General features: G+C 38.2%; 10 protein-coding genes and 2 pseudogenes. 6 read left to right on the forward strand and 6 right to left on the reverse strand.

Going from position 1 to position 13,732, the window contains the following annotated elements; all coding sequences use genetic code 11:
• Positions 1–26 precede the first annotated feature (26 nt).
• From H8796_RS13230 to rhuM (H8796_RS13255), 6 genes and pseudogenes are all read left to right on the forward strand, one after another.
• Positions 27–3,647, forward strand: a complete 3,621-nt coding sequence (locus H8796_RS13230) for a P-loop NTPase fold protein (RefSeq protein WP_117901791.1) — start codon at positions 27–29, stop codon at positions 3,645–3,647.
• A gap of 136 nt (positions 3,648–3,783) precedes the next feature.
• Positions 3,784–4,485, forward strand: a pseudogene (gene rhuM / locus H8796_RS13235) (RhuM family protein); the annotation flags it as partial.
• 122 nt (positions 4,486–4,607) lie between these two features.
• Positions 4,608–5,882: a site-specific integrase gene (locus tag H8796_RS13240; protein ID WP_147338756.1), complete on the forward strand. Its 1,275-nt coding sequence runs from the start codon at positions 4,608–4,610 to the stop codon at positions 5,880–5,882.
• Complete coding sequence (locus tag H8796_RS13245) at positions 5,875–6,864, forward strand: tyrosine-type recombinase/integrase (protein WP_158571593.1); 990 nt, start codon at positions 5,875–5,877, stop codon at positions 6,862–6,864. Before H8796_RS13240 ends, H8796_RS13245 begins: the two co-directional genes overlap by 8 nt.
• Positions 6,851–7,867, forward strand: coding sequence for a tyrosine-type recombinase/integrase (locus tag H8796_RS13250; protein WP_117901794.1), 1,017 nt, complete (start codon positions 6,851–6,853; stop codon positions 7,865–7,867). Before H8796_RS13245 ends, H8796_RS13250 begins: the two co-directional genes overlap by 14 nt.
• Before the next feature lie 108 nt (positions 7,868–7,975).
• Positions 7,976–8,674 (forward strand): annotated as a pseudogene (gene rhuM / locus H8796_RS13255) (RhuM family protein); the annotation flags it as partial.
• A 47-nt stretch (positions 8,675–8,721) separates the two neighbouring features.
• Here the strand turns inward: rhuM (H8796_RS13255) and H8796_RS13260 are convergent.
• The 6 genes from H8796_RS13260 to H8796_RS13285 form a co-directional block, all read right to left on the reverse strand.
• Positions 8,722–9,249 carry a hypothetical protein gene (locus H8796_RS13260; protein WP_117901795.1) on the reverse strand — a complete coding sequence of 176 codons (528 nt, stop codon included), beginning with the start codon at positions 9,247–9,249 and terminating at the stop codon, positions 8,722–8,724.
• A 4-nt stretch (positions 9,250–9,253) separates the two neighbouring features.
• Positions 9,254–10,465, reverse strand: a complete 1,212-nt coding sequence (locus H8796_RS13265; RefSeq protein ID WP_117901796.1) for a relaxase — start codon at positions 10,463–10,465, stop codon at positions 9,254–9,256.
• Positions 10,462–10,881, reverse strand: coding sequence for a hypothetical protein (locus H8796_RS13270; RefSeq protein WP_032587037.1), 420 nt, complete (start codon positions 10,879–10,881; stop codon positions 10,462–10,464). The genes H8796_RS13265 and H8796_RS13270 overlap by 4 nt, the downstream gene beginning before the upstream one ends.
• A gap of 314 nt (positions 10,882–11,195) precedes the next feature.
• Positions 11,196–12,266, reverse strand: a complete 1,071-nt coding sequence (locus H8796_RS13275; RefSeq protein WP_117901797.1) for an AAA family ATPase — start codon at positions 12,264–12,266, stop codon at positions 11,196–11,198.
• Positions 12,267–12,268: 2 nt separating this feature from the next.
• Entirely contained in the window at positions 12,269–12,643 is a 375-nt protein-coding gene (locus H8796_RS13280; RefSeq protein ID WP_032587042.1) for a helix-turn-helix domain-containing protein, read from the reverse strand.
• A 100-nt stretch (positions 12,644–12,743) separates the two neighbouring features.
• Positions 12,744–13,589, reverse strand: a complete 846-nt coding sequence (locus H8796_RS13285) for a hypothetical protein (protein ID WP_117901798.1) — start codon at positions 13,587–13,589, stop codon at positions 12,744–12,746.
• Positions 13,590–13,732 lie beyond the last annotated feature (143 nt).

Genomic DNA, 13,732 nt, shown 5'->3' on the forward strand with positions numbered 1-13,732 from the left:
TATGATTAATAAATAGCTGAAAATAAATGAACTGTAGATTTTGGAAGAAAATATGTGCAAATAATTCGATGGAGGATGATAAACAAGTATCATTAACTCCTGCTCTGCTTAATCGTGATAGTGAAAGTGATAAGAAGCAGTATAGGAGTGTTTTGAATCTTGCACGAAAACTAGAAGAGAAAGACATATTGAACATTGCTCTTACTGGGCCCTATGGATCCGGTAAGAGTTCCATTCTTCGCTCTTTGAAGAAAGACTATCCTAAATACAAATATCTTTCAATATCTCTTGCAACACTAAAGTCGCCATTAGATGACAAAAAGAATGAAATAGATATTGATACGATGAATAATCGTATTGAATACAGCATTCTTCAACAGCTTATTTATAAAGAGAAACAAGAGACGCTTTATAATTCCAGATTAAAAAGGATTTATCATAAATCACACTGGGCTCAATATGCTTTATCTATTGCAATAATACTTTATACTATTGCCTTAATTATTGTATTTGAACCATCGTTTTTGAAAGTGGATTGGATTTGCAATCGCTTAAATAATCCGGTATTAAATAAATGGTCTGATATTTTTGCTCTATCATATATATTTGTTGCAACAATAATATTCGTTCAAAAGACTGTCAAATCATTGAGTAATAGTAAACTGAATAAGTTAAATCTAAAGAATGGAGAGATTGAATTAAAAGAAAACAAAGAAGATACATCCGTTTTCAATAAGCACATGGATGAGATTGTCTATTTCTTTGAGGTTACTGATTATAATGTTGTGATTATAGAAGATTTAGATAGATTTGATAATACGGATATTTTTCTTAAGTTAAGAGAGGTAAATCAACTCTTGAATCAGTCAAACTCTGTGGGGCGTAAAGTTACGTTCATTTATGCGGTTAAAGATGATATGTTTTTTGATGAAGAACGTACTAAATTCTTTGATTATATCACAACTGTAATCCCAATAATCAATTCTTCAAACTCGGCAGACAAACTGAAAGAGGAACTAGAGATAAAAGGCTATTCAGATCTTAATGTCGAGGTAATAGACAGTTTGGCTTTTTTCATTGACGATATGAGATTACTGAAGAATATTGTCAATGAATATGCCCAATATAGAGAAAAACTTGATGAGAAACTTGATCAAAACAAACTTCTTGCAATGATTGTATATAAAAACTACCATCCAAAGGATTTTGCAGATCTGCATAAAGGAAAGGGTGTTTTGTATGATTGTTTGCATAAGAAAAGTGAATTATTGGTTGAGCGCAATAGACAGATTGACGAGCGTATTAATGGAATAACTAAAAAACTTCAATCTTTAGAAGCGACACATGCCATACAAGAAAAAGAATTAAGGCTGATTTATATTGAAGGGTATCGTAGAAAATTATCAAAACAAAATGAAAATAATGCCTTTTTGTTTTTTGTCGAAAACAATTTTATACCTCTTGAAGATATCGCAGAAAATGAAACGTTATTTAATTCCTTTATATCGCAATCCTCATTTCGATATCAATGTTTTAAGAGGCATCAAACTAACACATATTATGGTGTTAGATATTATTATGATATATCTGAAGATAGTTGCAATATTCAATTCAGTCAAATAGAGAAAATAGTTAATTCTACCTTTACCTACCATGAGCGATTAGAAGCCTTGCGAGAAGGGGAAAAAAGATATCGTGAACAAATCAAGATACTAGAATTATCTCGTAATAATCATTATGCTACTCCAATACAAGAACTGTTGCTGGATGTTGATATGCAGACGCATAAAATTTTTAGTGAACTCAATGTCTCTAAAATGCTTGAAGTTTTCTTGAAAGAAGGACTTATAAATGAAGATTACTTTGATTATATATCTTTCTTTTTTGGTAAGTCAATTAATAAGCACGACCATGATTTTATCCTTGAATTAAAACTTCGGCATAGTTTGCCGTATGACTATCATATAGATAAAGTAGGGCAGTGCGTAAAAAACATTCCTGATAAATGTTACAACGATGTAAGTATATTGAATATTCAGGTGGTCGATTGTATTTGTCAGCATCTTGAAGAAGCAAATAACTCAAAACTTCATTCGATAGCACAAGTTATTATGCATAATAAAAAGTGGGACTTTTTGATTGACTTCTATAAATCAGTTGAAGATTCAAGCTCGCTTTTCAACCATTTGGGCAGTATCGTTGATGGATTATGGAAGATCTTCGTGAAACAGAATTCCGATGAATTATTCGAGTCTTGGTTACGATTCCTCGAATTGAACCATTCCACCAAAGAAAGTCGTAATTGGTTGAATAAACACTTCGCATTTATATCTCATAGAGTAGATCTCATAGGTTTTGATACAATCAAACAAATAGTGTCGAATGGAAAACTGATTTTTACAGATATAGATGCAGAGTCTAGGTGTTTGCTTGAGTATGTTGTAGAAAACAAAGCATATATGTTGACACCAGAAAATGTTGTATGCGCATTTGTTCATTATCGAAATGAAAGGATGGAAGCATTGAATAATTATCCTTTAAATGTTACAATACTGAGGAGTTGTGAATCTGCTAAACCAGTGTCAGATTATATAGATGAACGTTTTGATGATGCACTAAATAATGTATTTATCACAGATGCAGCGAAACAAGAGAGTGTGGAAATTATTCTTGAAATTATTAATTCTGAAGATATAACAGAGGAGACAAAACGCAAATACCTTTCGGGGCAACATAATAGAGTTTCTCTTTCCTATGTTAACAATACACAGTGGGAGTCCGCTATTGAAGTTGATATAGTTACACCAGCATGGCCTGAGATATATGCATTCTATGAGAGTCAGAATAATGTAATGATTGCTAGTTTGCGAATATTCATTACGAAGCATATTGATGAATTAACAGATATATCTGAATTGGATGATACTCAGAAAGAACTACTGGCAAACAGTGCTTTGTTGACATCAGATTTTGAAATGTCGGTATACGATAAACTTATCAAAATCTTTGATGGAGTTACATTTAAGGATGCGAATATTAACAGTGTAGATAACGCTCATTTTAAATCGTTACTTTGTGCCGATATGCTTCCATATAGCACATATTATACGACTACAATTAGAGACAATCATAGTGATGTACTTACTTATTATGTAGATAAGTATTTGGATGAGTGCATTATAGAAATAGAGGAGTTACCTACAGATATGAGGTTATACAAGTATCTTATGAGAAATCCAAGAGTAATCGGTGAAAAAGCTCTAAGTGTAGTTCAACACTTTCTTCCTCATATTGTGTGGGATAACGAATTGGCAAATATCACTCTTCCTGTGGTGAAAAACAATATTGAAAAATTTGATTATGATACAGAGAAGAACATTTTGGTCGATGCTACTAATTTGCCAGAGCGCTTGTCTTTTTTGATAGACTTGATTGAAAAGTATAGAGATGATTTTGATATTGTGACAGAATTAATAGAGTCTTTAGGCGATTCTTATCGAAGTATTACAGATAAATCAAAAAAGGCTACTATAGAAAATAATCACATGAATGAAATGTTTTTAGGGAAGCTAAAAACTATTGGATATATCTCATCATATAGAGAAGATGATGATAAACTTCGTGTAAGCCATAAACGTAATTATTAAATCAAATGCAAAAGAATAGAGTAATTTATAACTATCAGTGATGTTTGCTAGTGATTAATAGTAATCGATGAAAGTTTCCATTAATAAAGATTTTGTGTCAGGATTTAAAGCAACTTTAAAAGAATAAGATTTTGGTATGATAGAAGATAATGTTGAATTCTTGAGTTCTGATTTCGAACAGATTAAGAAACGGAAGGATGGCGGAAAAGAATATTGGTCGTCAAGGGATTTATGTGCTGTATTAGGATATAGTACATATCAAAAATTCACTCGTATTATAAACAAAGCCATTGCGATAGCCAATAATAAAGGATTTAATGTATCGGAGCATTTTAACCAAACGGTTGAAATGGTTAAGGTTGGTTCTGGCTCTTTTCGCAAGGTGGAAAATATCCATTTATCTCGTATCGCTTGCTTGATTATTGCGGAAAATGCAGATGGAAAGAAGCCACAAGTACAAATGGCAAGAGAATATTTCAAGCAAGAGATATCTACTCCTGAATCAATTAATAATAGTCTATCTGCTAATATTTTATTATATAAAACAGGACAAGGGGAAGTGCGTATAGAGGTAGTCTTCAATAGTGAAACATTCTGGATGTCGCAGAAGCGCATGGCTGATTTGTTTGGGGTAGATGTACGAACCATCAATTATCATCTTGGTCAGATTTACGAAACAGGCGAACTCACTAAAGAGGCAACTATCCGAAAAATTGGGATAGTTCAGTCAGAGGGAGAACGAGAAGTGGAACGCACACCACTGTTTTATAATTTGGACGTTATCATAGCTGTGGGCTATCGTGTAAATAGCTACCAAGCTACTCAGTTTAGAATATGGTTATGAAGAGTTGGAGATTATGTAATGTTAGATTTATAAATAGTTGTAATATAGCATTTAGATTATAGATTTCTTTGCATAATATTGTCGGGGGTAATGTTGCTCCCACTAATATTATATATATGAGTCATATTAATCGAACATTACCTCAAACGACTCAAGTCAGTCGTTTGATTGAAGAAGCTACGTGTTACCTTCATCAAAAGGGCTTGAAAAAAAGTACTATTAAGTCTGTGACAGACACATGGAAAATGTTGATTCCATATATGGAAGAACACAATATCCAATTTTATTCATCTCAAATAGGGGAAAAGTATATTGCACATAAACTTGAGAAAGTTGGAATAGACTTTTCCTATGAATGGGGACAAACAGTAAAATCAAGGATTGGATGGCTGACGGAGTATATGCAAACGGGAGTAATAAAAAAGAGAATAAAATTATCCCCGTCCTTTGCCAGTGAAATTGGTCGGCATCTTTTGAACTTTTTGTACCATAAAACGAATAGTGGACGGTTCTCGAACTATACGATAGAGCATGATAGGTATTATCTATCCATATTTCTTGATTATATGAACAAGCATGATGTCATTCGATTATCTTCTCTAACGATTGAAGTTATCAACAACTTTTTATCCTCACTTGACATTAGTAAGAAGTCTCTCCGACATCATGTAATCAGAGAATTGCGGCTTTATTTGCGCTATTTGCATGAGAATGACTTGATAGCAATAAATCTTTCTCGTCTGTTGCCAACAGATGCATATAGGCAAATGGAGCGGTTACCATCTATATATACAAGAGAAGAAATCAACACCGTCTGTTCTTCTATTGACAGGTGCGACCCATTAGGGAAAAGAGACTTTGCCATATTAATGCTCTTATCCAGATATGGATTGAGGGCATCAGATATATGTGGCTTGACTTTCAGTAATCTGAATTGGGATGAATGTAACATACACCTTACACAATATAAGACAAAAAAGCCGATAGAGTTGCCATTGACAGGAGAAGTTGGAGAGGCTATTATAGACTATCTTCAGTCAGGCCGACCTGAATGTGACGATTGCCATGTATTTGTTCAGGGAATATCTCCGTTCAGACCAGTTACGACAGAAGGAGTGTATGAGATCGTAAAGAAAGTATTCCGTAATGCTGGTATAGATACCTCCGGTCGAAAGCAAGGACCACATGCGCTTAGACATAGTCTTGCAACTATCTTATTAAAAGAAAAGGTTGTTTTGCCTGTAATAACGGGAATCCTCGGTCATAAAGATAGTGAAAGCACAAAGCTGTACCTTCGGCTTGATATTGAAAGTCTGAAGCAATGCGCTCTTGATGTGCCACCGGTAGCAGATGGATTCTATATGCAAAATGGAGGGCATTTCTATGAGTAATCTACTTTTTGAGAGCATTATGGCTCAGCATTTTACTGAGTTCATAAAACTGAAAAGAAATCTGGGGTATAAGTATAGCACCGCAGAATATCTTATTAGAGAATTTGACACATTCCTCGTACGCAAAAAGATTACATATCCAATATTGACAAAAGAAATCTTTGACGAATGGATGACAAGGCGGAAACATGAATCAGGTTCGACATATAAAGGACGTTGCACCGTAGTCATGCAGTTCGTCCAATATATGTCAGATATTGGCAAACCATGCTATATTCCAAGAATGCCCAATATAAAAGTAAATGGTTTTACAGCCCACATCTTTACAGAAGAGGAAATAGACCGTTTCTTCACTGCATGTGACAACCTTATTTTACACAGTCTGAAAATGAATTCGGCAATTATTATGCTTCCTGCCATCTTTCGTTTGTTGTATGGAACCGGCATAAGGGTAACAGAAGCTATCCGTCTGAAAAACTGTGATGTCAACCTTGAAGAAAAATATATAGTCCTGCACGATACAAAAAGTCGTAAAGACAGATTGGTTCCCATCTCAGACTCCGTGGCTACTGTATGTCGTGAATATAAGAGTTATCGGGAGCGGCTGCCTATAATCGCGGATAAGGAGTATTTTTTTCTTGCTTTATCTGGAAAACCATGTGCGAGTGACGGCACAATTTATTTCTGGTTCAGGACAATACTCAAAAATGCTGGCATACCTCACAATGGTAGACATCAAGGACCACGTGTGCATGATCTCAGACATACCTTCAGCGTACACTCATTGATGAAAATGCATCATGAAGGAGGCGACCTATATTGCTCGCTTCCAATACTCTCAACATACTTGGGACACAGTTCGATACAGTCTACAAATAACTATGTAAGGTTATGTGAAAGTATGTATCCGGACTTGATACAACGCATAGATATAGAAAGCATGAATGTCTATCCAAATCTATACAAAGATGAAACCGACTGATTTTAGTAAGTATTTATCGGATTACTTGAGTAAGTATCTCCCGGGAGAAAGAGGTATGAGTCACAATAGCATACTGGCTTATCGAGATACTTTCATACTACTGATACGGTATTACAAAGATGCAAAACACATCTCTGTTAATAAGCTGACTATGGATAAGCTGACACGGAAAGATATCGTGGCATTCCTTGATTGGCTCCAAAATGAAAATAAATGCTCGGATAGTACAAGAAATGCAAGGTTGGCTGCTCTCAGATCGTTCTTCTCGTATGTCGGATATGAAGATCCCACCTTCTTGAATGAAGGACTGAAAATCCACACAATACCACTAAAAAAGACAGGGAGAAAGTCTATTAACTACCTCACGGTTGATGGAATCAGGCTTTTATTGAAACAGCCTAATCTTCTGACAAAAAGCGGAAGACGTGATATGGCACTGCTATCTCTCATGTATGATACAGGCGCAAGAGTGCAAGAAATAGCTGACTTGACCGTTGAATGTCTTCGGTTGACAAAACCTTATACGATAAGAATGATGGGAAAAGGGCAAAAAGTCAGAATAGTACCATTAATAGAACAGCAAGTCCTACATTTGCAAAGGTACATGGCTGATGAATGTCTTTTTGATTCTAAGAAAGCAAAGATGCCATTATTTTCAAGCGGATGTGGCAGAAAACTGACACGTAGTGGTATCTCTTACATACTAAATAAATATGTATCAAAAGCAAGAGTTGAGAGTGCAACGCTGATACCCGAAAAGGTTTCTTGCCATTCTTTACGACACTCAAGAGCGATGCATTTGCTTCAGGCAGATGTGCCTCTGATATATATCAGAGACCTACTTGGACACGAGTCAGTCGTTACAACGGAAATTTATGCAAGAGTTGATTCAAAACGTAAACGGGAAGTCATAACAAATGCTTTTGTTCCAACATCTGAAGAACCAAATGAACCTGTTTGGCTAAAAGACACGAATCTACTGGATTGGCTTAAAAGCCTATAAATTATGTAGAGTAAAATGTAGAAAGGACCGGGCTGCTAATAGTACGGTCCTTTCTCTTTACATAATCTCCGACTCTTCATAACCAAATTTATGTGCAGCAGCACATAAATCTGGGCAACATCTGTTCTTAAAGAAATGATAGTTAAAGGCTTTGTTTTGGATGATGAACGTTTGAAACAAGGAAAATATTTTGGTAAAGATTATTTTGATGACTTATTGGAGCGTATCCGGGAAATACGGGCTTCTGAACGTCGATATTATCAAAAAATCACTGATGTATATGCAGAATGTAGTTCCGATTATGATCCTAAGGCCGAGACGACTCAGCTATTCTTTAAAATGGTGCAAAATATGATGCATTGGGCGGTTACTCATCAAACTGCTGCTGAAATCGTATATACAAGAGCAGATGCAGAAATGCCTCATATGGGACTTACTACATGGAAAAATGCACCGGAAGGAAGAGTTCAAAAGTCAGATACGATTATCGCAAAGAATTATTTATCGGATAAAGAAGTAATCTCTTTAAACCGTCTGACAACCTCGTTTCTTGATTTGGCAGAAGCACGTGCGGAACGTCAGATAATTTCTACTATGGAAGACTGGAAAAAACAATTGGATGATTTCCTGACTGTATATGGCTATGACAAATTTCATGATTCTCGTATCATTTCTGCTGAACAAGCAAAGGAAAAAGCGTATGCTGAATATGACAAATTTCGCTTGATTCAAGATAAAGAATATCTTTCAGATTTCGATAAGGAAATTAAGTTATGGAAAGAAAAGGGATTGTTTGATAACGAATAAAATAAAGTCTCAACCGATAGCACTTCTATCCAGTTGAGACTTTTCGTTTATTTACCTCTATCCAAAAACTTCTGTACTATTAACGCTATACTAATCTCCAAAGCAACCATAAGAATACAACCAATAGCAGCCTTCCAAATCAATCCGGAATGCAAAATCTCTGCATTAGCCACTATCATGCACACGAAAAAGGAAGATAGAGCGACTACAATGATAATCAAAATGTAGAATGCCGTATCTGGGATGGGGATGGCATTGTTGGCTTTCTTCATTCTTCGCTCGGCTTCCTTGCATTTGCTCTCAATCTGACTGAGAAAATCACATAGAAGCCTTGCTCCAAATTCAACTGCCATCTTCTGCATTTCTTCAGAAATAATAGGTTTGCACTCACGTATAGAGCCGGACAGATTTTCAACTTCTGTTCTCAACTTGAACACGTTGTCATTCAGCTTGGCAAGTTCTTGCACATTGATATCGAGTAAGCGGTTTTCTTCCTCCAGATATTCATTCTTTGGAGTAGCTTTTATGGTTTCTGTTTCACTCATTTCTGCGGAAAAATCAAATTTCTTTTTCATGGGCTTATCGCTTTAATCCTGTTTTCGGTTTCTTCCCTAACGAACGACCGGCAACACGAGCGCATCTGTGAGCCCATTGCAAATCGTCTTCGTCCTTGTCTCTCCACGGAAGGTCGCTTTGTGAGCCTCCACCACCTCCACTGGTTGTTACGTTGGGGGTATCTATCAGTCCGACAAATATAGCTACAGCCATATCGGTAAGTTCCTGACAGTTGGCAATAAACCTGTAATCAAATTCGTCATTGAAACAGTCAAGTACTTTTTCCGGAATATAGAATCGATGTTCCTTGCCTTCATAAGTAAAGACATAAGGAATGATATTCTGATGGTCTGGGCGATATTGGGTATAGTCAATAGGATCAACCTTATGTGTCGCTACCTGTTGAACGGTTTGGGAAGTATTATTTCTAATGACGGAAGTTGGCTGATGGTGCAGTTTCTTCCATGTTGCAGGAAGTTTCGAGACCATCAGGTTCCTGCCGACTCCCAATTCTGAAGCCTTGTATTTGGTGTTTCCATTCATGAGGGCATATCCACGAAGAATACCTTTCTTGTCCTCTCTTTCATGGACGGTATAACCTTTCCGTATAAGAGCATTCTTGTATTCATCCCATGACCACGATAGCATTGCTTTCAACACCTCCATACAGTCCCGGTTCACTTGTGGAATGTTGCGATTTCGGATTTGCGCCGCAGTTGTCCACCCTCGTTTCTTTGCCACTCGCTCGGCAGCACGTTGCGCACGAAGATGAATGTTGTGGTCGTTGTTGATATTGCCGTCTTCATCCAAACGGCAAACCGCAGCATGAAGGTGGGGGACTTCGCCTTTGGACTCTGTATGAAGCCAAACTGAGTATTTGCTACCCTCCAAATTGGTCGGACAGGAACGGACTTTTCCGTTCTTGCCGATAATCACTTGTTTGTCGAACTCCTCGGCGAATTCCTGCCAAAGTTTTTGCCAATCTTCGATGTTATAGAATTGGGTATGTTCGGGCGATGGGCTCAACTCGATTCTGATTACAGAATTCTTTATAGGCCGATATTGGGATAGGGTCAACTGCATGGAGTTCCATATCCCCATAGCGTCCGGTTCTGAGGTCAACAGATTGTCCAATACCCGATAGATTTTTTCCGGATGCTTCTTATGCTGTGATTCGCCGGTAATGTAACGGAGGTCGTTTATACCGTGCGATATGGCTTTGGCTTTCGCAATCATTCTTCTTCGGATTTAGGGTTGGACGGAATTTTGTTCTTCTCTTTTACAGCATTCAGGAACTGGCAGATATTTTCAGCCACATTGCCTAATTCTTTCAGCCAACCCACCATAAACGGAATCTGATTGAACATTGCCATGCGCTGCTTTGTGGACATTCCGTGTAGGGCGGAGGTGTATTTTACGAGGTCTGACCGACAATCGTCCAGATTCTGCAACAGTGCTGCTTCTTCTTTCGTAAGCCTCGCTTTGGGTTTGAAGTTATAGGCACACGACAATAGGTAATCGCTTACAGTCATGCCACATTGTCCGGCCAGTGATTTTATATGTTCCTTCTGAGTAGGAGTGACTTTCGCTCCGATGAAGACGTTTCTGGTTTCTTTCGAAGAGTCCGATGTATTTACAATATTTTCTTTCATTTGAATCGTTTTATAATGGTTGAATAGGTGCGAGCTTGCGAGTACCGCACCGGCGAGGGAACTGAGCAAGCGAGAGTGCCAATGTACAACCGTAACGCAGTGAGGTTATACCTTGGCATATCTCGCAACAGTTACCTGTTGATGCTTCACGGCAAGCCATATCGGATGCGTATAGTGAACTGGCACTCGGATCGGAAACATAGGATGATATGAGCCTCTAAAAGAGGGGAGAATATGAATATCTCACATGATGTCTTCCTGCCGACTTTGCTTTATTATTATATATACGCCCCGACAATAAAGTAAAGTTGAACTCAATAATGGTATTCTGGATTGAAGGCATAATCTTTCCCTTCTTTTATAACCATTTGTTTGTCGCTTAGCAATGTTGCGACCTTTACCGCCTTGTTATAACCGAGTTTTATACCCTGTAATCCGTAACCCTCTTTCAAGCGTTCTATATAATCATCGTAATTGCTGATGTTTCCATTGGCAAAAACGGCATCCAATGCTGGACGATGTACATTCTTTGGAATCTCCTTGTCCGGATCGAACGGTCCTTTGGTTGGTCGTCCGGTCTTCTTCTCTTTGGGCAGATAGGACTCTACCGATTCGGGCATGGCTTCCTCGTTTATGCGGAAAGCGAAAGGTTCAAACTCATGGTCACGGATATGGACGGCTTCGACCACGCTTACAGTCTTGTCCTCTTTGTCCACTTCGATCTGCATGATGGTTTCCGCTTTGTTGTTGAGTTCCGTGCCGATGTGACCACGGGCATGTTCATCATTCTTGTTCTGATGCAAGACGGTATGGATATGGATTTGCCTGTCATCCGTCCACTGCATGAATTTGGAGATGATGTCGGTAGATTCGCTGGAGGAGTTGATGTCGTAAAGGAAATCACGAATGCCATCTATGATGACCAATCCCAAATCCGGTATTGTGCCAATGGCCTGTTCGACTATCGCCAGACGTAGTTTAGGGGAAAACTTGCGCAGAGCCAGCATAATCAGATTATCCGGATTCTTGTATTCCGGCAAGTCGGCCAAACGTAAGATGCGTTTCAATACCTGTTGGCAATGATACCGCCCCTGCTCTGTGTCTATATATAGAATCTTCCGCTTATTCTCAGGGAACATAGACCGGTAATGAAGAACGGTGCTGCCACTCAATGCCGATGCGACAATGGCTGAAACGTTGAAAGTTTTCTTGCTTTTGGCTTTCCCGATGGAAGCGCTGAAGTTTCCCAATGTTCCGATAACAGTATCGTCCACCATCAGAACCACCGGGGAGTATTCGTATGTACTTGTTACGCTTATTGTTGACTCCGCCATATAAGCGGCCAATTCTTCCGGAGAAAGAATAATAGTGTCCGTCTTTTCCATCGCTACCAGTTTTTAGAGTTCGGTTTACGGCGATGGGAGGCGAGCAAGGATTCATTCTCGTCCTCGAAACTTTGCGGAACCGGATTCTTCCGGGAAGATTCCAGCCATCTATCCAGTTCGTCACGATAGATGTAGAGATGCTTTCCTTGTTTTATAACCGGAATATCGTCCTTCTTGACCTTGTAATAAAAGGTCGACAACGGCATTTTAAGATAGTTGCAAGCCTCCTGTACGGTCATGGGGACGTGCGTGTTCTCTTTGGTTTCGTACTGCTTGGAAAGTTTCTCCGTAAGCAGGATTTCCATACTTGCGATTCTGTCGCATAGTTCGCCTACCACAGTCGGCAGGTCGTTGAATGTCAGTTGGTCTTTTTCCATATTATGACTATTTTAATCGTTTAACATGCTGCGAACCAACTCAATGAAACCTTGCAGAACAATACAGACCGGATTAATTATTTCGTCTGCATACTTTTTTTTATTGCGAGTTATCATTATCTACATCTAAATGGAAGCGATAGTCGCCTTTATCTGGTACATCAATGGGAATCTGGCTTGAGACATTATCCCGTAAATTAAGTTTAAGATATTCAAGGGTCGCGTTTACGAGTTCGTATGGAAATGATTTCTTGATAAAAACGGCTCTTTTCGCTAAGGGCACTCCCAAGCGTTCACCGACATTCCATGCCAAATGCCGAAGTCCCGGCGACCTCAGCGGATTGTCTATATTGGAACGAATCGGTTTATATGACTCTGGTTGATCGTAAGCCATATGCTCTATATTGGAAATGAGGGTGGCAATATCCTCTTTGGAGAGATAGGGGGCAGTCTTGACGGTTACATATTCCCGAATCGCATCCATAATTTCCGCTTGCCTTTCAATTTCTTTCTTTTTGAGTTCCACCAATATGGAATCATATTTATTCAAATGAGAATCTTGCGGACAATCAGAGTTTACAGTATTTTGATTTGACTGTTGGGACGGAGGACACTCCTGTTCAGCCAAACCCATCGATTGCTCGATAGACAGTGTTTCAGTAGCATCCATAGATTCTATGGCGTTCTTTGATTTTACAATAGGGGTAGATGGCTCGCCAAAAGAGAAGTTGATAGGATTTTTTGTCAGCCATTTATAGAAAAATTTGTGCAGGAGTCCGCACAATATGATAGCTATTACCAGTTCAAGGATGACAGGAGTCGTTATGCGCATGATATTGATGTCATGGCAAAGGAAAAGATAAGTGTCTATGGCCGCATAAATGATAACGGACAGTGCGAGGATAAAACTTATCTTTTTAGTCTGAATTTGTTTTTTATTCGTCATGGTCTGCAAGTATTTGGAATCGTTTTGCGCTAAAGATATAATCGATATTCCAGATAGTTGCAGTAAAAAGATTGATAGTTACCACGTATCATGCTAAATATCACGGTCAGAGTATGATTTTTCACCTAAAATCATACTCTGAC

It is taken from the genome of Bacteroides sp. M10, assembly GCF_014334015.1.
In the GTDB taxonomy this organism is placed as follows: Bacteria; Bacteroidota; Bacteroidia; order Bacteroidales; family Bacteroidaceae; genus Bacteroides; species Bacteroides intestinigallinarum.

Bases quoted from the DNA above. Each gene is read 5' to 3' on its own strand.
- H8796_RS13230 (WP_117901791.1), top strand. From the start codon at position 27: ATGAACTGTAGATTTTGGAAGAAAATATGTGCAAATAATTCGATGGAG.
- H8796_RS13240 (WP_147338756.1), top strand. From the start codon at position 4,608: ATGAGTCATATTAATCGAACATTACCTCAAACGACTCAAGTCAGTCGT.
- H8796_RS13245 (WP_158571593.1), top strand. From the start codon at position 5,875: ATGAGTAATCTACTTTTTGAGAGCATTATGGCTCAGCATTTTACTGAG.
- H8796_RS13250 (WP_117901794.1), top strand. From the start codon at position 6,851: ATGAAACCGACTGATTTTAGTAAGTATTTATCGGATTACTTGAGTAAG.
- H8796_RS13260 (WP_117901795.1), bottom strand. From the start codon at position 9,249: ATGAAAAAGAAATTTGATTTTTCCGCAGAAATGAGTGAAACAGAAACC.
- H8796_RS13265 (WP_117901796.1), bottom strand. From the start codon at position 10,465: ATGATTGCGAAAGCCAAAGCCATATCGCACGGTATAAACGACCTCCGT.
- H8796_RS13270 (WP_032587037.1), bottom strand. From the start codon at position 10,881: ATGAAAGAAAATATTGTAAATACATCGGACTCTTCGAAAGAAACCAGA.
- H8796_RS13275 (WP_117901797.1), bottom strand. From the start codon at position 12,266: ATGGAAAAGACGGACACTATTATTCTTTCTCCGGAAGAATTGGCCGCT.
- H8796_RS13280 (WP_032587042.1), bottom strand. From the start codon at position 12,643: ATGGAAAAAGACCAACTGACATTCAACGACCTGCCGACTGTGGTAGGC.
- H8796_RS13285 (WP_117901798.1), bottom strand. From the start codon at position 13,589: ATGACGAATAAAAAACAAATTCAGACTAAAAAGATAAGTTTTATCCTC.